Here is a 26234-nt window from a genome sequence, read left to right on the forward strand (position 1 = left end):
CATAAATTTTAAAGCCAACATAAGTTATAATCGCGAGAAATTTTAACAAAAAAGGTTCTTATGAAAAGACTTGCTATCGCTTTTTCTGGCCCTTCAAATAGCGGAAAAACAACTCTTATTTTAAAAGTTGCAAAGAAATTTATAGACGATGGTTTGAAAGTCGCGATAGTAAAACACGACCCGGGCGACAAGGCTAAATTTGACGTTGAAGGCAAGGATAGCTTTAAATTTTCACAAACTGGGGCAGATGTGGTGGTGATGAGTCCGACTAGAACAACTTATTTCTCACAAAATCCACAAGAAATTAGCGATGTCATTAAAATGCTAGGCGAGTTTGATATGCTCTTAGTCGAGGGTTTAAAGACGCTTCCACTACCAAGATTAAGTGTTTTTAAAGATGAAATAGATGAAAAATATCTTAGCTTTTCAGATGCGATCGCAACATACAAAAAACAAATTCCTTACGAGATAAAAAATATAAATTTAGACGATATAGACGCTATTTGTGCGTGGATAATCAAAAATGCAAAGGCTGTATAATGCAAGAATTAAACCAAATTTTTAACACCATAAAAGATATCGCAAAAGAGATAAGCGAAGTGATAAAATACGCCGATCTTGGCTACACAACTCACGAAAACGCAACCGGCGACACACAGCTAAAGCTTGATGTCAAAAGCGACGAGATCATCACAGCTAAATTTAAGGAGCTTGCCTGCGTAAAAGCGCTAATTAGTGAAGAGAAAGAGGACGAGCTTGAGATCAATAAAAATGCTAAATTTATCATCGCTTATGATCCACTTGATGGCTCAAGCCTAGTTGATGTAAATTTTGCCGTTGGCTCAATCTTTGGCATCTACGAAAACGAGGTAAAACCAGAAAATTTAATAGCCGCAGCTTACAGCATCTATGGCCCAAGACTTGAGCTGGTAATTGCTGAGAAAAAGGGTGCTTTGCCTAAATTTTATAGACTTGGCAAAGAGGGCGAGTTTAAATTTATAAAAGAGCTTGAGCTAAAAGAAAAAGGCAAGCTAAATGCCACGGGAGCCACACAAAAAGGCTGGAGCCAAACGCATAGAAATTTTATAAACGAGCTATTCAACCAAGGCTACAGACTAAGATACTCAGGTGCGATGGTGAGCGATTTGCATCAAATTTTGCTAAAAGGTGGCGGCCTTTTTAGCTATCCAGCAACGAGCGATTATCCAAATGGTAAGCTAAGAGTAGTCTTTGAAGTGTTGCCATTTGCCTTCATATATGAAAACGCAAAGGGCGCAACGACAAACGGCAAAAACCAAACACTTTTTGATATAAAAATAGAAAAAATTCACCAAACAACGCCATGCTTTTTTGGCTCACGTGATGAAATTTCTCTTTTGCATAAATTTTACGAGCAAAAATAATGCAAGAAACACAAGCAAACGAGCCACTTGACGCATTTGAGCTAGCCTTAAAGCAAAAAGCAAAAATTTTGCAAGAGTGCCAAAGCAAAAAAGGGCAAAAAAGCTGCTTTAACTGCGAAGTATTTTTTGACTGCGAGACAAGAAAAGAGTACGTAAATAGCTGCTATAACTCGATGTCAAAAGGCAATACTGGCAGCGATGGCGGATTTGATTTTTAAAATTAAAGGAAAAATATGAAAGAAAAAGCTTATATAACGACCCCAATATACTATGTAAACGACGTGCCACACATTGGCCATGCCTACACGACTATCATCGCTGATACACTTGCTAGATTTAACCGCCTACAAGGCAAAGAGACTTACTTTATGACAGGCACGGACGAGCATGGACAAAAGATCGAGCAAGCAGCTCGTGCTAGAGGCAAGACTCCAAAAGAGTACGCCGACGAGATTAGTGCAAAATTTAGATCACTTTGGGATGAGTTTGAGATAAGCTACGACCATTTTATAAGAACAACCGACGAAGAGCACAAGCAAACCGTACAAAATGTCTTTGAAAAGATGCAAGCAAATGGCGATATTTACAAAGGCGAATACGAAGGCTTTTACTGCGTTAGTTGCGAAACTTTTTTTAACCAAAGAGACCTACTAGAAGACAATCACTGTCCAGACTGCGGCCGCGTGACGTCTTTAGTTAAAGAAGAGAGCTACTTTTTCAAGCTTTCAAAATATGAAAACGCACTTTTAAAATGGTACGAAAATGACGAGCTTTGTGTCATCCCAAAAGGTAAGAAAAACGAGGTCGTAAGCTTTGTAAAAGGTGGACTAAAAGATCTTTCGGTAACCAGAACGAGCTTTGACTGGGGCATAAAGCTACCAAAGAGCGCAAACGATGAAAAGCACGTTATGTACGTCTGGCTTGACGCGCTTATAAACTACCTAACAACACTAGGATATTCAAGAGATGACGCTAGAATGGATCTTTGGCCATACACTACTCACATCGTTGGTAAGGACATTTTACGCTTTCACGCAGTTTACTGGCCGGCATTTTTGATGAGCCTTGGTTTACCATTACCAAAACACGTAGCAGCTCACGGCTGGTGGACTATAAATGGTGAAAAAATGAGCAAAAGCAAGGGCAATGTCATAAACCCAAGAGAGGTCGCAAACGCTTATGGGCTTGAAAATTTCAGATACTTTTTGCTTAGAGAGGTGCCGTTTGGACAAGATGGCGATTACAGCCAAAAGGCTTTGATTGAGCGTATAAACTCAGAACTTGGCAACGGACTTGGCAACCTGCTAAGCCGCATTGTTGGCATGAGTGCAAAGTATAGCGACTATAAAATCGACTCAAAAGATGTACTCAAATTTCATAAAGCCGAGCTTGATGAAGCAAAAGGCTGCCTTGATGAGGCTATTAAAAATTTAGAAAATTTAGCGACGAACCGCTATTTAGAGGATCTTTGGAAGGTCGTAACGCTTGCAAATGCAGCCGTTGCGAAGTATGAGCCATGGTCACTTGTAAAAGCTGGCAAAACTGACGAGGCAAACGCGCTTGTGGCACTTTGCGCAAATTTACTTGCAAAAGTAGCGATACTACTTAGTCCAGCCATGCCAAAAACTTGTGCTAAGATAGCTGACACGCTTAGCTTTAGCATAGACACAGCATCTTATGAAAGCCTTGTTTTGAAAAATGAAATTTCAAATTTTGTGGCAAAAGCTACCGAGCCACTTTTCCCAAGAATAGAAAAAGAGCTAATGAGCGAGGCAAATGAGCCAAAGGTTGAGGTAAAAGCTGAGCCAAAAGAGAATAAAAAAGGGGACGAAATCATTAGCATTGATGACTTTGCAAAGGTGGTGATAAAAGTAGGTGAAGTGCTAGAGTGCGAGAGAGTCGAGGGTAGTGAGAAGCTGCTTAAATTTAAGATAGATCTTGGCGAGGAGCAGCCACGTCAAATTCTTTCTGGTATCGCTAAATACTACGAGCCTAGCTCGCTTGTGGGCAAGCAAGTTTGCGTTTTAGCAAATTTAAAAGAGCGAACGATGATGAAAAAATATGTCTCACAAGGCATGATCCTAAGCGCATCTGATGGCTCGCTAACGCTTCTTGGTACGCAAGGTAAAGTTAAAAATGGCGCGATCGTTGGCTAAATGACAATAGAAAATTTAACACGCCTAATAAATGCCGAGGCTCTAAACGCACCGACGATAACTAGCGTAAGCGAGTTTGTTTTCGAGCTAAAACATGTAAGACGTGGCTTTGCGTATATTTGCTTAAACGCAAACGATAGCGACATAGAAACAGCGATTAAACAAGGCGCATACGCCATAATTAGCGAAGATAATGTGCCAATTATCGACAAAGAGATTGCCTTTTTAAAAGTTAGTAGCTTACAGACCGCCATGATAAAACTCATGAGATTTGAGGCTACTCACAAAGATCTAAAATTTTGCGCCGTAAATCCTTTTATAAATGACTTTTTAGAAAAATCAAAGCTTGGCTCTAACGCACACGTCATGTCAAAAAATATTACTGAGCTTTTTAATCAAATTTTTCACGCAAAAGTCTTTGATATCTTTTTTGGCGATGATACAAGAACACTTCAGCGAATATCGCCTCTTTTTGAGACCATTTACACAGATACAACTATGCACGAGATAAATCCAAGCTCGATCTTTTTTACAAACACAGTCTTTAAGCAAACATACTATCAAAACTTAAACATACCACGAGTTTTTGCTGGGATGTTTTATGGGCTTTTAAAATTTCTTGATAGCAATAAAATTTCATTTAAGCCTTACGAAGGTAGGATTCACGGGCATTTTGACCCGATTTTTATAGATAAAAATTTTATTCCTACTAGTTTTGGAAATAGCTTTAGAGCCATAATTACTGAAAGTGATGAAGATTTATTCATAAGCCAAAGTATATTTTTAAATAAAAAATTTAGCCCTGATGAGATAAAAATTTGCTTGCCAGAAGGCTCTTTGTTAAAAGTACAAAACGCAATCTACTTTAAAAATTTAAGCGAGATAAAAAAGCTTAAAAATTTTATCTATATATTGATTTTATGCCAAAAAGAGGAGCTTTTAGAAGAGCTTCACAAAACATCCGAAGAAAATCTACTCTTTTAAGTTTTTATTATTTATAAGATCAATTAGCCTAACATCCTCGCTTCTTACGATTAGACTTTTAGGCAGCTCAAATTTCTTGATAACCTCGCACTCTTTTTCTCTCATTTCGCCATCATCTTTTTCATGATCAAATCCCAAGATATGAAGTAATCCATGTGTAAAAAGTAGTGCGGTTTCGGCCTCTTCACTATGATTTAGCTCAGTGGCTTTCTCTTTTACCATATCTTTGTTTATAACGATTGAGCCAAGTGGGGCGTGAATGACAAGCTCAAGTGGAAAGCTTAAAACATCTGTCGTTTTATCAATGCCCCGCTCAGTTTTATTTAGTTCTCTCATCTCTTCTTTATCAACAAAAACTAGCTCGATTTCTCCTAGTGTCAAATACTCACAAATTTCATCTAAAATTTTTGGATAGCTCTCTTCGCAAAGTATCATTTTAGGCTCTTTCCTTAGTAACTTTTTGTATAATTCTAGCAAAAATAAAAGGCAAAATATGAAAAAGGCAGTTTGTATAATGAGCGGCGGTATGGATAGTACGCTTTGTGCTGTAATGGCAAAAAAGGCTGGATATGATATTGTAGCACTTCATTTTGACTATGGCCAAAGAACGATGAAACGTGAAAAACTTGCATTTAACGAAATTTGCGAGAGATTAGGTATTGCAAAAAAGATAAGTTTAGATGTTAGCTTTATTGCCCAAATAGGCGGAAATTCTTTGACTGATGAAAGCTTGCAAATAAGAAAAGATGGAGTAGAAAAAGACGTACCAAATACCTATGTACCTTTTCGAAATGGCATTTTTATCTCGGTCGCTGCCGCACTTGCTGAAAAAGAAAATGCACAAGCTATCTATATCGGAGTCGTAGAAGAAGATAGTTCAGGCTATCCTGACTGCAAAGAAAGCTTCATAAAAAGCATAAACGAGGCTATAAATTTAGGTACATCGCCTAGTTTTTCGTGCGAGATAATTACTCCACTTGTAAATTTAAGCAAGGCTGACATCGTAGCAAAGTCGCTTGAGCTTGGCTCGCCACTAGAGCTTACTTGGAGCTGTTACGAAAGCGATGACGAGGCATGCGGACTTTGCGATAGCTGCAGGTTAAGGCTAAATGGCTTTAAAAAGGCAAACGCTACTGATAAAATCGCATATAAAAAATCAAAAATTTTCCTTATGAGCCTCTAAAAATGTCTTGATTTGCTGCATTTTACTATATTTAAAAATTTTGGAAATTAATATTTTTCTATTTGCCACATTTTATTAAGTAAGACCATTTAACGAATTTAAAGATATATCAACGCTTATACTCTTGCTAGCTACCAAAAACATAAATTCTCAGTCAAGTTTGCCAAAATTTAATAAAGAAGATTAAAAAGTAGTTGATAAATTTAGTCAAAAACGCACCAAGCACAAGGTAAAAATTTCTAAGTAAGTGGTCACCACCACAGCTTTTTAGTGATCTTTATTTTTTCTTATTGTCTTGTTTTTTATTTTGATCGCTTTGGATTTTTTCTAAATTTATATATCCCATTTCAACGAGTTTATTATAAATTTGAGCGATTTTTGGCCCAGCCGCACTTCCGCCATGGCCACCATGCTCGATAACCATTGTAATGACATATTGCGGATCTTCATAAGGCGCATATGTAGTCATCCATGCATGGGATCTTTGCAAATACGCCATATCTTCTTCTTTCATACGCTTCTTTTCGGTTTGAGAAATTCCAACGACCTGAGCAGTACCGGTCTTTGCAGCAACTTTAACTAGGCTTCCAATAAAATGCCTATTTGCCGTACCTCTTGGGTGATTTGCCACTTCGTACATTGCATGCCTAATGGCTGGTAACTGTGATTTTTCAAACGGCGTAAAAGCATCGTCTGTTGGTGTAAAATCAACATCCTTACCATCAATGCTCTTTAAAAAATGTGGAGTCACATTTAGCCCAGTTGCAAGGCCTGCTGTATATTTTGCCACTTGCATAGGCGTGACCAAGAAATTTCCCTGTCCGATAGAGGTGATGAGGGTCTCACCTTGAAACCACGCTTTGCCATACTTCCTCATCTTCCACTCTCTACTTGGCAAAGTCCCCACAAACTCATTTGGCAAATCAACCTCGGTTTTTCTACCAAATCCCATACGCTCAAGTATCGGCACAATAGCGTCGATCCCTATCTTTTGACTACCTTTATAAAAATAATCATCACAGCTCTCTCTAATTGCCGTATTCATATTAACATTTCCATGTCCGTGAGAGTTCCAGCAGCGAAATTTACGTCCTCCAAGCTCATACGAGCCACTACAAAAAAAGCTATCGTATTTACTCATGCCATTATCCAAAAACGCTAGCGCCATACCCATTTTTACGACAGAACCTGGCGGATAAAGGCCGTTTATTAGCTTATTTGTAAAAGGATGATCGACGTTTTTTACAAGCTCTTCCCATTCAGGCTGAGAAATTCCAAGTACAAATGGATTTAGATCATACTCTGGAAAGCTACCAGCAGCTATGATAGCACCGTCTTTTAGACTCATAACTATGACACTTCCTGCGTCCTTGCCAAAGACATCAGCCATAAACTGCTGAAGCTCAAGATCGACTGCAAGCTTGATATTTTGACTTTGTGGCGCTTGATAGTTTATCTGCTCGATCTCTTCATTTAAGGCATTTACCTTTATCTTTTTAAACCCTTGAATTCCTTGTAAGATCGGATTATAAAACCGCTCCACACCACTTCTTCCGATGTAGTTTGTAAGTTTTGTCAAAGGATCATTATCTATATCTTTTTGATTTGCCCTGCCAACGTAGCCGATGATGTGAGAAGCCAGATCGTTATACGGATAGTGGCGTTTTGAAGCAGGCCTTATCTCTAAATTTTCACGCAAAGAAAGTGATGCAAAAAATGGTAAAAATTTATCATAATCAATAAATTCGACCACATTTATAAAATCCTGGTTGTAAGCTGAGTCATTTTTTATGTATTCATTTTTAAGCTTTGTAACATTTAGATCGCTAAATAGCGAGCCAATGTAAGCTAGCTCATCATCTAAAATTTTTACCTTTTTATTAGCACTTAAGTGAGGTCTAATGGATACTGAAAAGCCAAGACGATTAACAGCCATTGGCTTATCATGTGCGTCGAAAATAATACCCCTAACTGGCGGAATATAAATAGTCTTTATTGCGTTTTGTTCTGCAATCTCGTTGTAGTAAGTATTTGAGTTGATGCTTAGGTGATAAATTCGTCCCAAAAGTATAATCCAAAAAAGAGCGATCACACTAAAGACGATGCGCATCCTCATAGCACTTTATCCCTAAAAAGAACGATAGCAAGGATACTTTCAAATGCTATAAAAAATAGATATTCAGACGAAAATGCTAAATTTTGCTCATTTAAAACGTAAGCAAATAGATTATTTACAAGAAATGTTAAAGTATATCCAGCTGTTACAAAGATGATAAGTAGGCAGTTTCGCCACTTCATCGTGGTATATAGCCAGTCTAAAATAAAATTATAAAAAAGCAAAAATGCAATAATCGTTGAAAAAAGATGAAATCCATGGATTTGCTCACCAAATATTATAAAAATTATCGCAAAGTACCAATTGTGCTTAAACTCGTCGTATTGCTTTTGTTTTCTTGAATACTCCAAAATCATATAAGTAAAAAAAATGCCAATGAGTGGCGGCAAAAAACCAAATTGCGTAGTTGCTATCTCATATGAGAATAAAAAAACAGCCCACCAAAATTCTTTAAAAATTTTAATATCTAAGCTGCTTATGGTTTGCATTTTATCTACCAAGAGCGTTATTTATGATGGCTTCTCTAGCCTTTTCGATACCACTTTTATTAAGAGTTGAGACCAAGATGCCGCTTGGATCAAATTTCATTACCGCACTCTTTTGGCTTTGATTTAGCTTATCGCTTTTTGTATATAAATTTAAAATTTTCTGATCAGCTCTTAAAAAGCTTTTTAGATAAGCATCCACATTTACGTCTATATCTAAATCAAAATGTCTAGCATCAATTAGATGTATAAAAAGCCTTATATCGCTTCTAAATTTCAAAAACTCATCTAAATTTTTACGCCATTCATCATGCTTTGACTTTGCCACTTTTGCATAGCCAAAGCCTGGCAAATCAACCAAAATGAGCTTAAATTTATCTTTTTCTTCCTGCTCATTTTTTTGCTCACAAAACTCGGCCTCAAAAAAATTTATAAGCTGAGTTTTGCCTGGTGTCGATGAGCTTTTGGCTAGATTTTTTTGATTTACAAGTGTATTTATGAGGCTGCTTTTACCAACATTTGATCTACCCAAAAAGACAACTTCGCTTGTTACGAAGCTTGGAGCCTCTTTTATACTTGGACTTGATGTGATAAATTTAGCACTTAGTGGCCTTATCACTTATCTTTTTCCTCTACCTGAAAGATAAATTTAACAGGTTTTTTCTCATCACTGTTTACGCTATATGTGCCATCTTTTTGATTGACAACGATCTTTTCACCATAAACATTTTTATCAGTTTCTACCTCATGCAAATAGCCATTTCCACTAACAGTATAGATCTGTTTTGCTGGCTCGTATATAAGAGTATTGCCTTTGCCGTCGTAGTGCTTATCTTTTATAAAAATTTTAGCTCTAGCATTGCCAGTGGCTACATATTTTATAGGTTGACGTTTTTTGTCAAAATAGACAACCACTTTATCTGCCTTAAGCTCATCAAATGAACCCTTTTTGATATTTACATTACCTATAAATTCACTAGTTTGCTTATTCTCATCTGCAAAAAAATCATTTGATGTGATTTCAACTTGCTCTGCATTTAAAAATGTAAAACCCAATATCATCGCTAAAATCGCTGATTTTCTTCTACCCATGCCCTTAACCCTTTTACCTGCATTTGTTTTTTGCCAAGATCATAGCTTCCACTCTCACCCAGTGCCTTATCATTATTTCTTATGAGCGTGAAATTTGCTTCAGATCTTACTATTTTTGTTTTTGTTCCATATATCACTTCGTCACTTATAAATCTCAAACTATCGTTGTTTTCATAGTTCGCATTCTTTTGAAAAATGATTTCGTCATTTTGTGAGATTGCTTTGTCTGAGCTTAGAAAATGTTTTAAATTTCCTCTTAAAATTTTTGCTTTAAAACTCAAAAATTCATCTTTATCATTGTATCTATTTAGCTCATCAGCCTCGTAGACTCCGCTTATTTTCGTGGAATTTATCTCATAATCTATCACATCATTTATCTGCATATTTGATATCTTTGTATCGATCTTTAAAACATTTGCAAGGTATGGATCTTGAGCTGCCAAAAATATCATCACGACACTAAAAATTGCCACGACGAAGTAGAAAATTTTTACAACCAACGCTTCGACCACTCGTCATATAAATTTTCTGATTTTATAATAAGCTCGATCATCTCTCTAACCGCGCCATTGCCACCTTTGTGCTTTAACTTTGTCTTTACGTCAAGCTCTTTTATCGCATCTTTTGGCTTAAAGCTCCAAGCAACTGCATTTAAAATTTTATAGTCATTGTAGTCATCGCCGATAGCTGCTGCGTTTTTAAAGCTAAGCCCTTCAAATTTTAATATCTCACTCGCCACTTCAAATTTATCACCAACACCTTGATAGACGTGATTTATCTTTAGATCTTCAGCTCTTCGCTCAACGATGGCTGACTTTCTGCCAGTGATGATAGCTACTTTTTTGCCAAGTTTTAGCCAGCTTTCTATCGCGTAGCCATCTTTTACATCAAAAAATTTAAGCTCTTCACCATTTGCATTGTAGATGATCTTGCCATCAGTTAGGCACCCATCAATATCTAAAAAAATAATCTCTATCATAAAACACCCTTTGTGCTTGGTGTGCCTATCCTTGCGTTTTTAGCAAGTGCTCTACGAAGTGCAACGGCAAATGATTTAAACGTTGCTTCGATGATGTGGTGAGTGTTTTTACCGCGAATTTGATTTAGATGAAGCGTGATGGCTGAATTTATAGCAACTGCCCTAAAAAACTCCTCCACAAGCTCAGTGTCAAACTCGCCAACTTTGGCATTTTCATTAAAATTTTCATAGACAAGGTAGGCTCTGTTGCTAAGATCTAGCGCACAAAAAACAGCTGCCTCATCCATAACAACGCTTGCTTCGCCAAATCTCTCAACGCCACTTACAGGATACAAGGCCTCTTTTAAAAGCTGACCCAAAACTATGCCGACATCCTCAACGCTATGATGAAAATCAACATGGGTATCGCCCTTGCATGAAATTTCAAGATCGAGCAAAGAATGCTTTGTAAAAGCTTCAAGCATATGGTCAAAAAAACCAATGCCAGTATCTATCTTTGCAACACCAGAGCCATAAATTTTAAGTTTCATTGAGATTTGTGTCTCTTTTGTATTTCTAGTTAGTTCTAAAATTTCTTCTCTCACGCCCTAACCTCTTACTATAAATGCACCTTGGAATTTACCGCTTCTTGCATAATCCCTGGCCTCGTCCTCACTTCTAAAGCCATTTAAAAATACTCTATAAATGGTAGATCCATCTATAGTAAATGTCTTAACTACCGACTTATAGCCATCTATGCTTTGATGCTCTCTTTGATATCTGTTTGCGCCCTCAAGGTTTTTAAATGAGCCAATTTGCACCATAAAATCTCCACCTACGACTCGTTGCTCTGACGAAATAATAATGCCTCCAGTTGGAGCTGTTGGAGAGACTGGATTTGGCACTTTTATGCCAGTACTTGTTGGTTTTGCTTGAGTATTAATGCTTGCAACAGCATTTATATCTTCATTAAAGCCTATGACTTCCATACTGACTGGAGCTGTGCCTGTACCGATAATATCAAGTTTAGTTGCAGCCGCCTTTGAAAGGTCTAAAACTCTATCAGCCACAAAAGGTCCACGATCATTTACGCGAACAATGACGCTTTTTTGATTTCTTAAATTTGTTACTTTAAGGATCGTATTCATCGGCAAAGTTTTGTGTGCTGCAGTCATGTTGTACATATTATAGATTTCGCCGTTTGAGGTTGTTTTGCCATGAAAATTTGGACCATACCAGCTTGCCGTACCACTTGCCTTATCACCAACGCTTACAACGGTTGGGTAGTATGTTTTGCCATTTATCGTGTAAGGCCTCATTGTTGCTTTTTGGATAGAAGCTGAGTTATTGCCCTTTACATTAGTTGGGCCACTTGGTGTAAATGGTGCCCCATTCCAAGAGCAACCAGTAACTAGAAGAGTAAAACTTAGTCCTATATAAAATTTTAGGCTCTTATGGTATGACAATATTTGCTCCAACATTTAAATTTGAACTAGCAAAAGAATTTGCATCTTTTAAATCTTTTTCGCTCACATTAAATTTCTTAGATAAAGAAGCTATCGTATCACCAGTTTGGACTATATAGTTTTGAGATTTATTTTGTGCGGAAAATGGAATAATTAGTTTTTGATTATAGCTTACGGCATTTGTGCTAAGCTCGTTGTAGTCTTTGATCGCTCTATGGCTAACACCTGTTTTTTTAGAGATAGAAAGTAGTGTTTCGCCTTTTTTTACGACATAGGCATAAAAATTATTTTTACCATTAAATGGCTTGAAATTTTCTGCAAAAAGTTGTTTTTTGTTTTCAGGGATATAAACATAATAATCTTTTAGAGTTGGTGGAGTAAATACAAATTTTAAATGCGGGTTGTTATTTTTCATCTTTTTTGTACTAAGACCGATACTATCGCCTATTTGAGCCAAATTTGTACCGCCTGGAACTTTTACTTTTACAAGCTTAAGGCCACCATTTATGTTTAATAAAGATGAATCCTTAGACATTAAGAAGTCCGCGTCTTTTGCGGTATATGCTGCTCTTAAAATTTTAATAACAAAATTTCTAGTTTCGGCTGGAAGGTATTTTTTCTCCGCGTCAAGAAGCGTTACAAGGTCATCTGTACCAGCTTTTTGTATAGCTCTTTTTAACGCACCATCGCCGCAGTTATAGGCCATAGCTGCTAGATACCATTTGCCAAATTGATTTTTAAGCGACTTTAGATAATTTGTTGCTGCAATAGTAGACTCTACGGGATCTTTTCTCTCATCTACATATTGACCCACTTTTAAACCATGAAGTCTAGCCGTTTGCTCCATAAACTGCCACATGCCAGTAGCTTTTGCATTTGAGACTGTGTGATTTGAAAAGCCTGATTCTATCATAGCTAGATAAAAGAATGACTCAGGTACGCCTGATTTTTTGATCTGATCTTTTACCATTGGTATATACATATAACCATTTTTTAGAGCTTCTGTAAATGTTTCAAGTTGTGATTGTTTGATACCTTGTCTCATCTTTGCATAGTGAGAAGTCTTCATAAAGCTAGCATCAATGTCCAGCTCTTTTAAAATTTTTACCTGAGTATCGTATGAGCTTTTTTCAGGTGTATTTGCTAGTAGCAAGGTACTACATGCAAACATTAAAAATATTTTAAGCATTGCTTTCATTTCTATCCTTTTTCGTGTCAAAACTTAAGATGCTAGCATCTTAAACAAGTGCAACGCTCAAAATTTAAGCAAAGCACTTAAACAACCTTTTGGCATTATTTGAAGTTTTTTCACAAACAACTTCAAACTCAAGGTTTAAAATTTCAGCTATCTTTTTAGCAACAAATGTCGTAAACGCCGGCTCATTTCTCTTGCCGCGATTTGGTTCTGGCGTGAGATAAGGAGCGTCAGTTTCAATAACTATCCTATCAAATGGGATTTTTGGCAAAATTTCGACTAAATTTTTAGCATTTTTAAATGTTAAAACACCGCCTATACCAAAGTAAAAATTCCCAAATTTACAAAGCTCTAAAAGAAGTGGCGAAGCATTATAACAATGCAAAATCGCTCCAGCTTCAAGCTTTGGTGCATACTCTTTTAAGATACTAAAAGAGTCCTCATTAGCCTCCCTAATGTGAAGAATAACGGGTTTTTTTAACTCAACAGCTAAATCAAGTTGAGCTAAAAAAATACGTTTTTGATCCTCTTTTTCTTTTATCTTTTCATTTTCATCTTTTGGTAAGCGAAAGTAGTCAAGACCGCATTCGCCAATCGCCACACACTTTTCATCTTTAGCAAAATTTCTTAAAAGTTCAATGCTAAAACTCTCTTTATCATATGGATGAACTCCAGCAGCAAAGAAAATATCGCTGTTTTCGTGCGATATTTTAACTGCTTTTGGTAAATCATTGATATCAGCCCCTGGGATAATAAAGCCTTTTAGCCCTAAATTTCTAGCTTCATCTAAAATTTTATCAAGGTCAGGATCGTAAATTTTACTATCCAAATGACAATGCGTATCTATAATCATAAACCTATTTCTACTCTATTTCTACCATTTTCTTTTGCGGTGTAAAGTGCCGAATCGCAAGCTTCAAGCATATCATCTATCTCACAATGCCCATTGCCAAAAGATACACCTATAGATATGGTCACTCTTATTTTTTGTTTTTTTATAACTACTTCATTTTCAGCCACTTTGGCTCGTAAATTTACAAAAAATTTAACAGCTTCTTCTTGGCTTATCTTTTTAAGCACAACGCAAAACTCTTCGCCACCAAATCTAGCAACGATGTCACTTCCTTTTGTATTGTCATTTAAAATTTTTGCGATTGATTTTAGTACCTTATCTCCACCATCATGGCCATATGTATCATTTATCTTCTTAAAATAATCAACATCAATCATTGCAAAAGCATAAGGCTCATTGGTCTCTTCAGCTGCTTGGATATACTCTTCCACGTCGGAATAAAAAAATCTTCTATTATAAACCCCAGTCAAGAAGTCACGATTTGCAAAATTTGCTATCTTATTTATATTTTCCATCGCTTCAATCGTATTATTGACACGACATATTAGCTCTTCTTTTGAAAATGGTTTTGCTATAAAATCACTCGCACCATTTTTTAAAAATATTGATGCGTCAGTCTTTTCGCTAGGAGATGTCATAACGATTACGCCAAGACTATTTTTATCTTTTTCTTTTCTAACCTCTTTTAAAACTTCAAGGCCATCTTTGACTGGCATTCTATAATCAGTTATTATAAGATTTATATCAGGATTATCTGCAAAATAACTCATTGCCTCTTCGCCATGAGCTGCAGCCAAAACTTTAAACTGAAGGCTAGTTAATATCTTTTTTATCATATTTCTAAAAGGAAGCGAGTCTTCAACTACCAAAACCTTGTATTGTCTATTTTTACTCAGTCTATTTATCATTTGAAAGATATAGTTGATATCGTCCATATTCCCTTTATAAACATAATCAACAATATCTTTATTTATAAAATTTTGCCTTGTTTCATCATCAATGCTACCTGTTAAAACAATAGCTGAAAGTCCTTTGGAAAGTGCATAATCAACGATCTCGCCATTTGGAGCATCTGGCAAATTTAAATCCAAAATAGTCATAAAATAATCTTTATCATGCTCATTAATTAGCATTTGAGCCTCGGCAAAACTATATGCGACATCAATTGCCATCTCATCAATAGTCTTTTCCATTTGCATAACAATCAGCTTTGCTAATGCCTTATTATCATCAACTACAAGGATTCTTTCCATATTATTCCTACAAAAATTTTTATCAAATTAGTGGCGATTTTATCAAATAAATTTATTTATAAAGCTTAAATTAATAATTTAAATTAAGCTACTTTAAAAGCCCTTTCGCAAAATTTATTGCCTCTTCACTTATGTGCTCACCGCTTATCATACGTGCTAATTCGCTCACTCGTTCATCTTTATCAAGCTCACTTACGACCGAGTTTTCTCCATGACGCTCCACTAAAAAGTGTGAATTTGCCTTTGAGCTGAGCTGCGGCTGATGTGAAATGGCAAAAATTTGATAAAAATTTGCAAGCTTAAGCAAAACATTTGCGATACTCATCGCCTCTTTTCCGCTTAAATTTGCATCTATTTCATCTAAAATAATGACATCACCGCCAGTTTTTGTGATCTCGCTAGAGGCAGCTATGAAGGCCAGTCTTAGGCGGTTTAGCTCGCCTGAGCTTAAATTTTTAAGCGAAGTCTCATTTAAATTTAGACAAATCTCATCAACGCCCAAAATATCAAGCTTTTTAGCCTCAATACTCAGCGTAATATCTGGCATATAAAGCTCTTTTAAATATGAATTTATCATACTCTCAAGCTCTTTTAAATTTACGCTCCTTGCCTTGCTTAAGATGCTAGCTAGCTCATTTGCCTTTTTGCTTAAAATTTCAAATTTCTTCTCTAGCTCGCTCTTTTCAAAGCTTAAATTTTCATATCTGGCAAGCTCTTTTTCCTTTTTATCAAGCGCTTCTAATGCCTCTTCCTCGCTGCCGTATCTTCTAATGATAGCATTAAGAGCCTCTATCCTATCAAGCACGCTCTCCACGTCGATATCGTCAAGCTCCTCCATATTTAGGCTATCTCTTGCGACCCTTAGCTCGTTCATTGCATCTTCAAAAAAGCCATTGTCAAGGTCGCTGATGCTTAGCGCCTCATTTACGCTGTGCTCTAGCTCAAATATCCGCTCAGCCCTAGCCCACGCCTCATTTATCTTATCCTTTTTACTAAGCCTCTTTTTAGTCTCCATAAGCTCTTCAAACTCACCTTTTTTAGGCCCAACACTTCTTATCTTCTCGATCTCAAAGCTAGCAAGCTCCTTTAGCTCCTCGACCTTTTTCTCTTCCTCTTTTATAGTGGCTAGCTCTTTTGAAATTTTAGAAAATTCCAAAAACGCTTCTTCAAATTCCTGCTTTATCTCTTTAAATTTCTCATTTTTTGAAATTTCTAGCCTATCAAGCAAATTTAGAAATTTCTCATTTTCAAATTCATTTGCCTCTTTTGCCGAGAGATATTTGATGTGCTCGCGCGCCACTTGGGCTAAATTTTTCTTTGAGATGGCTTGTTGGTTTATAAAATATCTCGTGCTTTTATCTTTTAAAAGCTTGAAAATATTGACCTCTTCGTTTTCTATGCCAAACTCATCAAGCTCAAATTTATGCTCCACGTCAGCCTCAATGAGCCTTGCCTCGCTATCTTTTAGCCCAAAAACAGCCATTATTGCGCTCATTAGCACCGACTTACCAGCGCCACTAACACCCGTAAATACGCTAAGGCCCTCTTTAAAATTTAGCTCGACATTTTTAAAATTTAGATAATCTTTAATCAAAATTCGATCAATCATTATAACCCCAGTGAAGTTTCTCTTTTAAAATTTGAAAATAATCCCTGCCAATATGGCGTATCAGCCTAGCTTTTTTGTCGCTGAGGCTCATGCTGACGGCTGAAATTTTACTCATATCAAATCTATCTTGTCCGTCAAGTACCAAAATCGCATCGCTATTTGTTCTAAATTTAACCGTGTGATTTTTGGTAAGCACTACTGGACGCTGCGTGAGTGAGTGCGAGCAGATAGGAGTTACTGTAAAAACTTCGCTTAATGGATAGATAATAGGGCCATTTGCGCTCATGTTATATGCCGTGGTTCCAGCAGGTGTCGCTACTATAACGCCGTCTCCAAAATATGAATTAAAATATTTTTCATTTAAAAGTGCCTCGATATGTGTCATCGAACCGCCATTTTTACTAACGATGACTGCATCGTTAAATGCTATTTTTTGCTCAGTTTTGCCATCATTTTTGTGAAGCGTGACATCGAGCATAAAAGGCATTTCTACCTCAAATTTACCATCAAAAAAGTCTTTAAAAAATTTCTCACTCTCATTAATCATTATGTCAGTTAGAAATCCGAGTCTACCAGCGTGTATGCCAAGGACAAGTGGCGAGATGTGGGCTAGCTTTCTACAAGTTGAAATGATCGTGCCATCTCCGCCAAGCGTAATTAAAAATTCGCACTCTTTAGCTAATTTTATAAGCTCAAAACCACTTTTTTCTATACGCTTAGCACAATTTTTTTCAAGCAAAATTTCTGCGTTATACTTTTTTAAAATTTTTTCTAATTTTTCTAAATCTTGCCTAAATAATGGATAATCTTTAGCAATAAGTCCTACTTTTTTTGTGCAAAAAGTATTAAATTTTTGTTCATTTTTCATGTAAATGATTGTAACATATTTTATTTTAACAAAGCTTTTCAAAAGAAAAAAGCGATTATAATTGCCTAAAAAACATTGCAAAGGAGCATTTTATGCGAAGTCATTATTGCACCGATCTTAGCAAAGCTGACATCGGCAAAGAAGTAATACTTTGTGGCTGGGCAAATACATATAGAGACCACGGTGGCGTTGTTTTCATCGACTTAAGAGACGTTAGCGGGCTTATACAATTAGTTTGCGATCCGGCTGATAGCAAAGAAGCACATGACGTGGCTGCAAAAGTAAGAGATGAATATGTCTTAAAAGCAAAAGGAAAAGTAAGAGCTAGAGGCGAAGGACTAACCAATCCGAAGCTAAAAACTGGCGAGATAGAAGTAATAGTAAGTGAGTTAATCATCGAAAATCCAAGCGAGCCACTACCATTTATGATAGGCGATGAGAGCGTAAATGAGGACATCAGGCTAAAATACCGTTTTCTAGACCTTAGAAGCGAGCGCTTGCAAAATATATTTAAAATGCGTTCTCGTGCTGCGATCGCAGCTAGAAACAGCCTAGATAAAATGGGCTTTATCGAGTTTGAAACTCCAGTTTTAACGCGCGCAACTCCAGAAGGTGCGAGAGACTACCTAGTGCCAAGCCGCGTATATCCAGGCCAATTTTACGCGCTCCCACAAAGCCCGCAGCTATTTAAGCAGCTTTTGATGTGCTCGGGCTTTGATAAATATTTCCAAATCGCAAAATGCTTCCGTGACGAAGATCTAAGGGCTGATCGCCAACCAGAATTTACCCAAATAGATATAGAAATGAGCTTTGTCGAGCAAGAAGATATCATAAATATGGCTGAAACGATGCTAAAAGATATTTTTAAAGCCTGCGGATACGACATCAAAACGCCATTTAGACGCATGAGCTACAAAGAGGCCACTGAGACTTACGGCTCAGACAAGCCTGATCTTAGATACGATCTAAAAATGATCGATGTTATCGATATTTTCGAGCGCTCAAGCAATGAAATTTTTAGCTCTATTGCAAAAGATAAGAAGAAAAACCGCATCAAAGCACTAAAAGTACCAAATGGCGACAACATCTTTAGCAAGCGCGAAATGAATAGATTTGAGGAATTTGTACGTAAATTTGGCGCGCAAGGTCTTGGTTACTTCCAAATGAAAGAAGAAGGACTAAAAGGCCCACTTTGTAAATTTTTCGAGCAAAGCGATCTTGACGAGATCATATCAAGATGTGAGCTAAAAGTTGGTGACGTAGTATTTTTTGGTGCTGGCAAGAAAAAAATCGTGCTTGATTATATGGGAAGATTTAGAATTTTCCTAGCTGAACAAATGGGTATCATTGATCAAGACAAACTTGAATTTTTATGGGTGCTCGACTTCCCAATGTTTGAGCAAAACGACGATGGCAGCTACTCTGCGATGCACCATCCATTTACTATGCCAAAAAATATAGATGAGCCTGATCTTGAAGATATCCTCTCTATCGCTCACGACGTCGTACTAAACGGCTTTGAGCTTGGTGGCGGAAGTATAAGAATTCACAAAAACGATATCCAACAAAAGGTCTTTAAGCTTCTTGGTATAGACGAAGAGGAACAGCGTGAGAAATTTGGCTTCTTGCTTGATGCCTTGACATTTGGTGCGCCTCCACATGGCGGTATCGCGATCGGCTTTGATAGACTAAATATGCTTGTAAATAAAGCAAGCTCGATCCGTGACGTCATAGCCTTCCCTAAAACACAGCGCGCTCAGTGCCCACTAACAAAGGCACCAAGCCACGCCAGCAACGAGCAGCTTAGAGAGCTAGGACTAAGGATAAGAGAAAAAGAGCAAAAGGCTTAAAAATTTATTGCAATAAATTTAGACTTTTTGAATGTCTAAATCTGAGTTATTTTAAAAATTTAAATTTTTGAGATGATTTTGGATGTTGTGCAGAAAATTTCATCCCAAAGCTAGACATATAGTCTGCTGCAGGATGAAATTTTCAAACTCATTCAAAGGCGCTCAAAAAATATAAAAAGGGAAAGAATGAAGAATTTATTTTTAATCATCGGCGCTCCAGGTAGCGGCAAAACAACAGATGCATCGATCATCGCACAACAAGATGAGAAATTTGCACACTTCTCAACTGGCGATCTTTTAAGGGCTGAGGTTGCTAGCGGTAGCGAGCTTGGTAAGCTTATAGATGGCTTTATTTCAAAAGGAAATTTAGTTCCGCTTGACGTTGTCGTAAATGCGATCGTCTCAGCTATCAAAAGCTCAAATAAATCAAACATCATAATCGACGGCTACCCAAGAAGCGTTGAGCAAATGACCGAGCTTGACAAAGTCTTAAGCGAACAAGATGAAATTTCTCTAAAAGGTGTCATCGAAGTAGATGTTAGCGAAGATGTGGCAAGAGCAAGAGTGCTTGGCCGTGCAAGAGGCGCTGACGATAATAACGAAGTCTTTAACAACCGCATGAAAGTATATCTTGATCCGATCAAACCTATCCGCAAATTTTATAGCGAAAAAGAGCTACTTCACGTAGTAAATGGCGAGCGTGGCATTGACGAGATCGTGGCTGATATCAAAGATTTACTAGCTAAACTTTTATGAACTCGCAGACCTTGCATCAAAATGTGCAAGGTCTCAAAGAAATATCATTCAAATATACTTATTTTTAATTTTATTTTAAATGTAACTTCCCTACAATTCTAAATTTATTTTTAACAGACCTAAACAAAGATGAAATTATGCATAAATTTAAATTTATAATACTACTTGCGATCATAGCCATTTTTGCCTTTACAGGATGTGCTAAAAAGTATATAGAAATGGTTGAAAAGGATACTGCATATAAGTACAGCAGTGCTAAAGCGGTTTGTGGCGAAACTGAACTTGATAAAAAACTAGAAGGATACATAAATACCTTTTTAAAAAAGAAAGACCAATACGGTGACGACTTAATCATAAAATGTGATATACAAAGAACAAAAAATGGAGTTAGGATCCTTAGACACTTAACTCTGGGCATAGGTGGAGCTGGTAAATCTGAGACTCTCGCGGTCGTAAATTTAGTCGATCAAAGCGGCAAAGAGGTGGCCAAATTTAACGTTACTGTCGAGATTAGATATGGCTTTCTTGGTGGTAGCGCAGATAGAGCGCTACCGATTACCGCTAAAAACATCTATAAAATTGTTACAAAAGATTTTATGTAAAAACTTACCTTTTATTAATATCATAAATGTACTATCCCTTAAAATTTCACAACCAATTTAAAAGGATAAAAATGAAAAAGATCATAACCGCTGCAATATCTGCTAGCATTGCGATGGCTGGAGGCTTCACATCAAAGCACTCAAGTGAAACGATAAGTGTAAAAGATGCCTTAAAACTAAACGACGACGCCAAAGTCGTACTTGAGGGTAAGATAAAGTCACATATAAAATCAGACAAATATGAATTTATTGATAAAAATGGTGACGTCATCGTTGTTGAGATCGATAATAATAAATGGGACAACATAACAGTCAATGAAGATACGCCTTTACGAATAAGAGGTGAGATAGATAAAGACCTTATGAAAACAGAGATCGACGTAGATAGCGTAGAAATCATAAGGTAGTTAAAATTTACACGCATTTAATGCAAAAAATACTAAAATCACGAAAATTTCTAACACAAAGGACGAATATATGGACGTTTCAAAGATCAAATTTGGCTCAAACCCAGACAAAATCAATGCCGTAATCGAAATACCTTATGGCTCAAATATAAAATACGAGATCGATAAAGATAGCGGTGCAGTCGTTGTTGATCGCGTGCTTTACTCAGCGATGTTCTATCCAGCAAACTATGGCTTTGTGCCAAATACACTTGCAGCCGATGGCGATCCAGCTGATATTTTGGTGCTAAACGAGTATCCACTTCAAGCTGGCAGCGTCATCCCTTGCCGCTTAATAGGCGTTTTGGTGATGGAAGATGAAGCAGGCATGGACGAGAAGCTTTTGGCTGTACCAGTTACAAAGATCGATCCAAGATATGAAGCGATAAAAAGCTACGAAGACTTACCAGTTGCAACGCTAAATAAAATTAAAAATTTCTTTGAAACTTATAAAATTCTTGAGCCAAATAAATGGGTAAAGGTAAAAGAATTTAAAGACGCAAACGCTGCAAAAGAGATTTTAGACGCTGCTATTAAAAATTATAAATAATTTAAAGCCCTATTTTAGGGCTTTTCTTTTTAAATTTGTTCGTTTTATACTCCACGTAAAAAAGGCTATTTTTTATATTTAGATAAGCTTTTTCTTGTATAATACGATTTTCTTTCAACTGTGGGTTCATAGCTCAGTTGGTTAGAGCATCCGGCTCATAACCGGATGGTCCCAGGTTCGAGTCCTGGTGAACCCACCACCTACTTTATCAACATTAAAAAATTAAAAATTTTTCATCACTTTTCCTTAGATTTTAAAATACAAAAATGTTTAATAGTCCAAAATTTAAGCCAAATTTTCTAAACTCTTTCTAAAATTTCCTTGCGTTTTTGCCAATCAGGCATATAAAGCGTTAGATAATCATAAAATTTCTTTGAGTGGTCAGGATAGAGCAGATGCACTAGCTCATGAAATACAACATACTCGATACACACTCTTGGCTTTTTGATGAGCTCTATGTTTAAATTTATATATGATTTATAAGGATTGCAACTCCCCCATCTCGTCTTCATCTGCCTTATTTTTACGCTTTTGATATCTTGTTTTACTATCTTGTTAAACTCTTGCAAGATATTAAAAAAATATAGCATCGCCTTTTCGTGATACCACTCATAGACCAATTTTTCTTTTCGTTTTATATCGCTTTTATCTTTCACAAAGAGCTCCAGATAGCCTCTTTGTAGCTTTACGCGCTCCTCTTTAGACTGCACGACTTTAAGCCGGTAGCTTCGCCCAAGATATTTAAAGTCTTCGCCACTTACGTATTCTTTTTCGGGCGGCCTAAACGAGGCAAAAAACGTACGCTTTTGCGTTATCCATTTAGCTCTTTTTTTATGATAAATTTTATATGCTCATCGCTTGTCGTTTTTGGCGCCGTTAGGATCGCTTCGCCATTTGGTCTAACTTTTAAGGTGATATTTTTCACCTCTTTTTTGATGATTTTCACCTCATTTGACATAGAAGCTTATTTCTATTCCACGGATAGTTTGGTAAATTTTCTCCTTCTCATTGATTAAAACGCCGTATTCGTCCTCTATCTCCCAAAGGGCATCTTCCATCTGACTTGTTATCTCATTTTCTACGTCTTTATTTTTGTGCCATTCTGGTTTTCTTGAGGCCTCTTCGTAAATTTCATAAAATTTCATGCTCAAATTTTTAGCGACCACCTCGACATCCACAAGCTCCACATCTCCCAAAATGTCGAGCAAATTATCATAAATGGCAAATAAAATTTTCTTACCATTAAATTCTTTTGGATACCTGTCTTCATTTGGCTTTAAAGCACCAGTTATGAGGTCTTGTAGCAGTTTTGCTTTGGCAAGTTTTTCTTCCTCACTTAGCCTTTTTACTTTATACTCGTCGATGATATCTTGTATCTGCTGTGCTATTGATTTATAAAAGGCTGGATTTGAGTCTATTTTTTCTTTTACCACCGCGCTTACGGCGCTGATGATCGTATCAGCCTTTGCGTTTTTGCCCTCTACCCTTTGCACCTCATCGTCAAATTCCGTCTCAAAGATATTTACAAGCTTTGTAAGCTCATTAACCCCTTGTGCATTTACATAAGTATCGAGCAGCTTTTGCATCTGCGCTTCGTATTTGCCAAAGTCGCAAGCCTCGTGATACCTTAGCTGCACAGCCTTTCTTAGCTCGTTATAAAATTTAACCCTCTGCTTATAAGCTTTAATCTCCTCTTCGCTTAATATGTCATAAATTTTCTCACTTGAAAGCGCTAGTTTAAACGCCCTAGCAAACTGCGATAGCCACTCTTTAAAGTCATCTCGTTTTTGCACGTCCTCTAAAACCGACACGTAGCTCTCTAGATCGTCTTTAAATTTCACACTGCTAAAAAGATCGTCCAGATGAGTATAGTAAGTCTTTGCCTTTATTATCTCGCTTCTTACGTCTATCACGGCTCCAGTTAAATCCTCCGGGTCAAAGCCACTTAGCGAAGCATAGCTAGTAAGCGCCTGATCAAGCTCGCCAAGAAGCCCTCTATAATCAATAATGTAGCCGTAGTCTTTCCCATCATAAAGCCTATTTACTCTAGCTATGGCTTGGAGCAAATTATGCTCTCTTAGCTGTTTATCTATATAAAGCGTACTTGCTCTTGGCGCGTCAAAGCCTGTTAAAAGCTTATCCACGACGATGAGCAAATCTATCTCGTCACCATAAATAAATTTTAAGGGCTTTTTATATACGGTCGGCGTGTTTGAGTCATGCACGGGCCATATAACAGTAAAATACGGCTTGACAAAATTAGTTTTTTGACTCGACTCTATAATATAAATTTCCTTCTCGGTCTTACGTCAGGCCGCAAATTATATTTATGATTTTTCAAGATTTAACCTACATATGCGGCAAGTTATGTGCGATCTCGTTCTAGCCTTATGCTATTTTTTATTATTCCTTCATTTCTTATGCAAATAATAGATAATGATAAAATCGTGGTCAAAAATATCTTAAGATATATGCTAAATTCGCATATACAAATCATCATCAGATACCGATAAAGACGCGCTAAAATACGTTTAAGTTTTTGCTTGATTTAAGCAAGATTTCACTACAATCAAATCTTAAATTTAGATTTTCAAGCTATCATTTCGCAAAAATTAAGGAAAATCATGCAACCTATTTTTACGACCCAAATCACCAAATTTAAAGGCGCGCAAAAAAGCGCCGTTGATGATATTTTGGTGCGCGAGATCAAGCTTGAGATCTACATAAACGGCAAGCGTTTTGGCGCACTCATGGCGACTCCGACCGATCAGGAGGCTCTAGCTGCTGGCTACCTAATCAGCGAAAATTTGATCGCAAGCCCTGAGGATATCGAAAGCATAGAGCTCTCAAGCGACGCTTTAAGCGTGCGGGTAAAGGCTAAAATCAACGAAAAACGCCTCGAGCAGTTTGACGAGGAAAAGGTGATAATCAGCGGCTGCGGGCGTAGCTCGACGGCAAACATCGACCCTGAGGCTATGGCGGCGCGCTCCGTAAAGGCCGACGTCAAATTTAACAAAGACGAAATTTTGCGCCAGATGGGGCAGTTTTACACGCAGTGCGAGCTTTACGAGATGACGGGCTGCGTGCATACGGCTAAGCTTTTCGTGAACGGAGAGCAGTTTTACATCGGCGAGGATATCGCTCAGCATAACACCATAGACAAAGCCGTCGGCAAAGCTATACTAGCCGGCGCGCAGCTGCAAAATTCGTTTTTGATGGTGAGCGGCAGGCTCAGCTCCGAAATGGTCGCAAAAGCCGTCATGCACGGCATCCCAGTGCTCGTCTCGCGTACGGCTCCGACTAGTCTTGGCGTCGTGATAGCGCGTAAATTTAACCTAACGCTGTGCGGCTTTGCTCGCGGCGAAAACATAAACGTGTATAGCGGCGCAGAGAGAATCTATGAGTGAGCAAATCCGTGAACTGATAACAAAACTGTTAAATCCAAAAGGCAGGCTAGACTGCGGCGCGGCGTTTAGGATCGCCGCAAAGCTAGGCGTAGAGATCGGCGAGGTTAGCGACGAGGCTGAAAAAATGGGCGTAAAGATCGACAACTGCGAGCTGGGACAGTTTGGCGGGCTAGAAAACGGACGCGGCAAATACACCGTGATGACGCAGCTAAAACAAATGACCGATGAAAAGGGCAGAATACTGTGCAAAGACGCTAGAGACGCAGCTGCGGGCGTGGGGCTAAAGACGATCCGCTCTACGCTAAAAGACTATAAAATCGACGTAAAATACTGCCAGCTAGGGTGTTTTAAGGAGAAGAAAGGAAAAAAGATGAGAGTAAAAACCAAAACTTGGATAGAAAACGACGAGGGCGAGCTGATATTCGGTAAGGGCAAAACCGAAGTCCTAGACGTCATCGCCGAGGTCGGCTCGATCTCAAAGGCCGCCGAAATCCTAGGAATGAACTATAAAAAATGCTGGACTCATCTGCAAATTTTGCAAAAAAATCTAAAAGAGGAGCTTTTTACGACTAGGCAAGGCGGCGGCGAAAATGCCGGTACGACGCTAAACGAGCGCGCGCATGAGCTCATAAACGCCTATAGGCAGCTTCAAAACGACATCGAGGATTTTGCGGATAAGCGCTTTAAGGAGTTGTTCTTGAAAAAAGACGGCGAAAAAAATGACGCAACTAAAGACTACAAAAAAGATAAAAAATCAATTTAAGGGAGAAAAAATGTACGTAAAACTAAACGATAGGGTCTATCTAAACAAAGACAAGATCACTAGAATAAAGGTAGATAGCGTCCAAGACGGTATCAGGATTCGCTTCTACGAGGGGCAAAATCAGGTCGCTAAAAGCGGATGCTTCGAAACTGAGGCAAAAGCTATCGAGTGGCTAGAGAAAAATTTTATAAACAAATAATAAAATAGTCGTGAGCCTCTGTGGCTCGCGCTTCTGTGCT

29 protein-coding genes, 1 tRNA gene and 1 pseudogene are annotated in these 26234 nt (G+C 37.6%); 15 read left to right on the plus strand and 16 right to left on the minus strand.

Annotation, left to right across the window (positions count from 1 at the left end; all coding sequences use genetic code 11):
• Positions 1-60 precede the first annotated feature (60 nt).
• The 5 genes from mobB to CVS95_RS02160 are packed head-to-tail and all read left to right on the plus strand — an operon-like array spanning position 61 to position 4543.
• The gene (gene mobB, locus CVS95_RS02140; RefSeq protein WP_084040860.1) at positions 61-540 is read left to right on the plus strand and encodes a molybdopterin-guanine dinucleotide biosynthesis protein B; all 480 of its coding nucleotides are present in this window, start codon (positions 61-63) and stop codon (positions 538-540) included.
• Positions 540-1403, plus strand: a complete 864-nt coding sequence (locus CVS95_RS02145; protein WP_232524612.1) for a class 1 fructose-bisphosphatase — start codon at positions 540-542, stop codon at positions 1401-1403. Before mobB ends, CVS95_RS02145 begins: the two co-directional genes overlap by 1 nt.
• A complete protein-coding gene (locus CVS95_RS02150; RefSeq protein WP_107695413.1) occupies positions 1403-1621 on the plus strand; it encodes a hypothetical protein in 219 nt (72 codons plus the stop codon). Before CVS95_RS02145 ends, CVS95_RS02150 begins: the two co-directional genes overlap by 1 nt.
• Before the next feature lie 15 nt (positions 1622-1636).
• The gene (gene metG / locus CVS95_RS02155; protein ID WP_107695414.1) at positions 1637-3559 is read left to right on the plus strand and encodes a methionine--tRNA ligase; all 1923 of its coding nucleotides are present in this window, start codon (positions 1637-1639) and stop codon (positions 3557-3559) included.
• Positions 3560-4543, plus strand: coding sequence for a ferrochelatase (locus tag CVS95_RS02160; RefSeq protein WP_103579555.1), 984 nt, complete (start codon positions 3560-3562; stop codon positions 4541-4543).
• Here the strand turns inward: CVS95_RS02160 and ybeY are convergent.
• The gene (gene ybeY / locus CVS95_RS02165) at positions 4532-4978 is read right to left on the minus strand and encodes an rRNA maturation RNase YbeY (protein WP_072594784.1); all 447 of its coding nucleotides are present in this window, start codon (positions 4976-4978) and stop codon (positions 4532-4534) included. The two genes, CVS95_RS02160 and ybeY, sit on opposite strands and share 12 nt — an antisense overlap.
• A 25-nt stretch (positions 4979-5003) precedes the next feature.
• On the opposite strand from ybeY, the gene queC reads away from it, so the two are divergent.
• Entirely contained in the window at positions 5004-5726 is a 723-nt protein-coding gene (gene queC, locus CVS95_RS02170; RefSeq protein WP_265094514.1) for a 7-cyano-7-deazaguanine synthase QueC, read from the plus strand.
• 277 nt (positions 5727-6003) lie between these two features.
• On the opposite strand, the gene mrdA is transcribed toward queC, so the two are convergent.
• From mrdA to CVS95_RS02235, 13 genes are all read right to left on the minus strand, one after another.
• Positions 6004-7842, minus strand: a complete 1839-nt coding sequence (gene mrdA, locus CVS95_RS02175) for a penicillin-binding protein 2 (protein WP_107695416.1) — start codon at positions 7840-7842, stop codon at positions 6004-6006.
• The gene (locus CVS95_RS02180; RefSeq protein WP_107695924.1) at positions 7839-8330 is read right to left on the minus strand and encodes a hypothetical protein; all 492 of its coding nucleotides are present in this window, start codon (positions 8328-8330) and stop codon (positions 7839-7841) included. The genes mrdA and CVS95_RS02180 overlap by 4 nt, the downstream gene beginning before the upstream one ends.
• Before the next feature lies 1 nt (position 8331).
• A complete protein-coding gene (gene yihA, locus CVS95_RS02185; RefSeq protein WP_107695417.1) occupies positions 8332-8946 on the minus strand; it encodes a ribosome biogenesis GTP-binding protein YihA/YsxC in 615 nt (204 codons plus the stop codon).
• Entirely contained in the window at positions 8943-9419 is a 477-nt protein-coding gene (lptA, locus tag CVS95_RS02190) for a lipopolysaccharide transport periplasmic protein LptA (protein WP_107695418.1), read from the minus strand. The genes yihA and lptA overlap by 4 nt, the downstream gene beginning before the upstream one ends.
• Entirely contained in the window at positions 9392-9931 is a 540-nt protein-coding gene (locus CVS95_RS02195) for an LPS export ABC transporter periplasmic protein LptC (RefSeq protein ID WP_234399987.1), read from the minus strand. Before CVS95_RS02195 ends, lptA begins: the two co-directional genes overlap by 28 nt.
• Positions 9910-10398 carry a KdsC family phosphatase gene (locus CVS95_RS02200; protein ID WP_103604770.1) on the minus strand — a complete coding sequence of 163 codons (489 nt, stop codon included), beginning with the start codon at positions 10396-10398 and terminating at the stop codon, positions 9910-9912. Before CVS95_RS02200 ends, CVS95_RS02195 begins: the two co-directional genes overlap by 22 nt.
• A complete protein-coding gene (hisB, locus tag CVS95_RS02205) occupies positions 10395-10970 on the minus strand; it encodes an imidazoleglycerol-phosphate dehydratase HisB (RefSeq protein ID WP_187422133.1) in 576 nt (191 codons plus the stop codon). The genes CVS95_RS02200 and hisB overlap by 4 nt, the downstream gene beginning before the upstream one ends.
• A 15-nt stretch (positions 10971-10985) precedes the next feature.
• Entirely contained in the window at positions 10986-11843 is an 858-nt protein-coding gene (locus CVS95_RS02210; RefSeq protein ID WP_107695421.1) for a septal ring lytic transglycosylase RlpA family protein, read from the minus strand.
• Positions 11830-13041 (minus strand): lytic transglycosylase domain-containing protein, encoded by a 1212-nt coding sequence (locus CVS95_RS02215; protein ID WP_107695422.1) that lies wholly within the window; start codon positions 13039-13041, stop codon positions 11830-11832. Before CVS95_RS02215 ends, CVS95_RS02210 begins: the two co-directional genes overlap by 14 nt.
• A gap of 64 nt (positions 13042-13105) precedes the next feature.
• Entirely contained in the window at positions 13106-13891 is a 786-nt protein-coding gene (locus CVS95_RS02220; RefSeq protein ID WP_107695423.1) for a TatD family hydrolase, read from the minus strand.
• The gene (locus CVS95_RS02225; RefSeq protein ID WP_107695424.1) at positions 13888-15144 is read right to left on the minus strand and encodes a diguanylate cyclase; all 1257 of its coding nucleotides are present in this window, start codon (positions 15142-15144) and stop codon (positions 13888-13890) included. Before CVS95_RS02225 ends, CVS95_RS02220 begins: the two co-directional genes overlap by 4 nt.
• An 88-nt stretch (positions 15145-15232) precedes the next feature.
• Positions 15233-16753: an AAA family ATPase gene (locus CVS95_RS02230; RefSeq protein WP_199906328.1), complete on the minus strand. Its 1521-nt coding sequence runs from the start codon at positions 16751-16753 to the stop codon at positions 15233-15235.
• On the minus strand, positions 16746-17621 hold the full coding sequence (locus CVS95_RS02235; protein ID WP_107695926.1) for an NAD(+) kinase: 876 nt from the start codon (positions 17619-17621) through the stop codon (positions 16746-16748). Before CVS95_RS02235 ends, CVS95_RS02230 begins: the two co-directional genes overlap by 8 nt.
• 92 nt (positions 17622-17713) lie before the next feature.
• Between CVS95_RS02235 and aspS the strand changes: the two genes are divergently transcribed.
• The 6 genes from aspS (at position 17714) to CVS95_RS02265 (ending at position 22024) form a co-directional block, all read left to right on the plus strand.
• Positions 17714-19471 (plus strand): aspartate--tRNA ligase, encoded by a 1758-nt coding sequence (gene aspS / locus CVS95_RS02240; RefSeq protein WP_103604775.1) that lies wholly within the window; start codon positions 17714-17716, stop codon positions 19469-19471.
• A gap of 186 nt (positions 19472-19657) precedes the next feature.
• Positions 19658-20227, plus strand: coding sequence for an adenylate kinase (locus CVS95_RS02245; RefSeq protein ID WP_107695425.1), 570 nt, complete (start codon positions 19658-19660; stop codon positions 20225-20227).
• Between the two features lie 137 nt (positions 20228-20364).
• Complete coding sequence (locus tag CVS95_RS02250) at positions 20365-20829, plus strand: hypothetical protein (RefSeq protein ID WP_107695426.1); 465 nt, start codon at positions 20365-20367, stop codon at positions 20827-20829.
• A 71-nt stretch (positions 20830-20900) separates the two neighbouring features.
• A complete protein-coding gene (locus tag CVS95_RS02255; protein ID WP_107695427.1) occupies positions 20901-21236 on the plus strand; it encodes a NirD/YgiW/YdeI family stress tolerance protein in 336 nt (111 codons plus the stop codon).
• 70 nt (positions 21237-21306) lie between these two features.
• Positions 21307-21825 carry an inorganic diphosphatase gene (ppa, locus tag CVS95_RS02260; protein ID WP_021090924.1) on the plus strand — a complete coding sequence of 173 codons (519 nt, stop codon included), beginning with the start codon at positions 21307-21309 and terminating at the stop codon, positions 21823-21825.
• 122 nt (positions 21826-21947) lie between these two features.
• Positions 21948-22024 (plus strand) — tRNA-Ile (locus CVS95_RS02265).
• A 100-nt stretch (positions 22025-22124) separates the two neighbouring features.
• Here the strand turns inward: CVS95_RS02265 and CVS95_RS02270 are convergent.
• Positions 22125-22783, minus strand: a pseudogene (locus CVS95_RS02270) (M48 family metallopeptidase).
• Positions 22773-24050, minus strand: coding sequence for a UvrB domain 3-containing protein (locus tag CVS95_RS02275; RefSeq protein WP_234399989.1), 1278 nt, complete (start codon positions 24048-24050; stop codon positions 22773-22775). Before CVS95_RS02275 ends, CVS95_RS02270 begins: the two are co-directional and overlap by 11 nt.
• Positions 24051-24449: 399 nt before the next feature.
• On the opposite strand from CVS95_RS02275, the gene fdhD reads away from it, so the two are divergent.
• The 3 genes from fdhD to CVS95_RS02290 are packed head-to-tail and all read left to right on the plus strand — an operon-like array spanning position 24450 to position 26194.
• Positions 24450-25232 (plus strand): formate dehydrogenase accessory sulfurtransferase FdhD, encoded by a 783-nt coding sequence (gene fdhD, locus CVS95_RS02280; RefSeq protein WP_107695428.1) that lies wholly within the window; start codon positions 24450-24452, stop codon positions 25230-25232.
• Positions 25225-25995 carry a winged helix-turn-helix domain-containing protein gene (locus CVS95_RS02285; protein WP_107695429.1) on the plus strand — a complete coding sequence of 257 codons (771 nt, stop codon included), beginning with the start codon at positions 25225-25227 and terminating at the stop codon, positions 25993-25995. The genes fdhD and CVS95_RS02285 overlap by 8 nt, the downstream gene beginning before the upstream one ends.
• Positions 25996-26005: 10 nt before the next feature.
• Positions 26006-26194 carry a sodium-dependent tyrosine transporter gene (locus CVS95_RS02290; protein ID WP_107695927.1) on the plus strand — a complete coding sequence of 63 codons (189 nt, stop codon included), beginning with the start codon at positions 26006-26008 and terminating at the stop codon, positions 26192-26194.
• The last annotated feature ends 40 nt before the right edge of the window (positions 26195-26234 follow it).

The sequence above is a fragment of the Campylobacter concisus genome, from assembly GCF_003048905.1.
Classification (GTDB): Bacteria; Campylobacterota; Campylobacteria; order Campylobacterales; family Campylobacteraceae; genus Campylobacter_A; species Campylobacter_A concisus_V.

What these genes read in the sequence shown, in the direction of transcription:
- fdhD (WP_107695428.1), top strand. Translation starts at nt 24,450, where the DNA reads ATGCAACCTATTTTTACGACCCAAATCACCAAATTTAAAGGCGCGCAA.
- ppa (WP_021090924.1), top strand. Translation starts at nt 21,307, where the DNA reads ATGGACGTTTCAAAGATCAAATTTGGCTCAAACCCAGACAAAATCAAT.
- CVS95_RS02290 (WP_107695927.1), top strand. Translation starts at nt 26,006, where the DNA reads ATGTACGTAAAACTAAACGATAGGGTCTATCTAAACAAAGACAAGATC.
- CVS95_RS02255 (WP_107695427.1), top strand. Translation starts at nt 20,901, where the DNA reads ATGAAAAAGATCATAACCGCTGCAATATCTGCTAGCATTGCGATGGCT.
- CVS95_RS02215 (WP_107695422.1), bottom strand. Translation starts at nt 13,041, where the DNA reads ATGAAAGCAATGCTTAAAATATTTTTAATGTTTGCATGTAGTACCTTG.
- CVS95_RS02220 (WP_107695423.1), bottom strand. Translation starts at nt 13,891, where the DNA reads ATGATTATAGATACGCATTGTCATTTGGATAGTAAAATTTACGATCCT.
- CVS95_RS02180 (WP_107695924.1), bottom strand. Translation starts at nt 8,330, where the DNA reads ATGCAAACCATAAGCAGCTTAGATATTAAAATTTTTAAAGAATTTTGG.
- lptA (WP_107695418.1), bottom strand. Translation starts at nt 9,419, where the DNA reads ATGGGTAGAAGAAAATCAGCGATTTTAGCGATGATATTGGGTTTTACA.
- CVS95_RS02230 (WP_199906328.1), bottom strand. Translation starts at nt 16,753, where the DNA reads ATGATTGATCGAATTTTGATTAAAGATTATCTAAATTTTAAAAATGTC.
- CVS95_RS02160 (WP_103579555.1), top strand. Translation starts at nt 3,560, where the DNA reads ATGACAATAGAAAATTTAACACGCCTAATAAATGCCGAGGCTCTAAAC.
- CVS95_RS02150 (WP_107695413.1), top strand. Translation starts at nt 1,403, where the DNA reads ATGCAAGAAACACAAGCAAACGAGCCACTTGACGCATTTGAGCTAGCC.
- CVS95_RS02285 (WP_107695429.1), top strand. Translation starts at nt 25,225, where the DNA reads ATGAGTGAGCAAATCCGTGAACTGATAACAAAACTGTTAAATCCAAAA.
- CVS95_RS02200 (WP_103604770.1), bottom strand. Translation starts at nt 10,398, where the DNA reads ATGATAGAGATTATTTTTTTAGATATTGATGGGTGCCTAACTGATGGC.
- mobB (WP_084040860.1), top strand. Translation starts at nt 61, where the DNA reads ATGAAAAGACTTGCTATCGCTTTTTCTGGCCCTTCAAATAGCGGAAAA.
- mrdA (WP_107695416.1), bottom strand. Translation starts at nt 7,842, where the DNA reads ATGAGGATGCGCATCGTCTTTAGTGTGATCGCTCTTTTTTGGATTATA.
- CVS95_RS02245 (WP_107695425.1), top strand. Translation starts at nt 19,658, where the DNA reads ATGAAGAATTTATTTTTAATCATCGGCGCTCCAGGTAGCGGCAAAACA.
- ybeY (WP_072594784.1), bottom strand. Translation starts at nt 4,978, where the DNA reads ATGATACTTTGCGAAGAGAGCTATCCAAAAATTTTAGATGAAATTTGT.
- CVS95_RS02225 (WP_107695424.1), bottom strand. Translation starts at nt 15,144, where the DNA reads ATGGAAAGAATCCTTGTAGTTGATGATAATAAGGCATTAGCAAAGCTG.
- CVS95_RS02235 (WP_107695926.1), bottom strand. Translation starts at nt 17,621, where the DNA reads ATGAAAAATGAACAAAAATTTAATACTTTTTGCACAAAAAAAGTAGGA.
- CVS95_RS02250 (WP_107695426.1), top strand. Translation starts at nt 20,365, where the DNA reads ATGCATAAATTTAAATTTATAATACTACTTGCGATCATAGCCATTTTT.
- aspS (WP_103604775.1), top strand. Translation starts at nt 17,714, where the DNA reads ATGCGAAGTCATTATTGCACCGATCTTAGCAAAGCTGACATCGGCAAA.
- CVS95_RS02145 (WP_232524612.1), top strand. Translation starts at nt 540, where the DNA reads ATGCAAGAATTAAACCAAATTTTTAACACCATAAAAGATATCGCAAAA.
- metG (WP_107695414.1), top strand. Translation starts at nt 1,637, where the DNA reads ATGAAAGAAAAAGCTTATATAACGACCCCAATATACTATGTAAACGAC.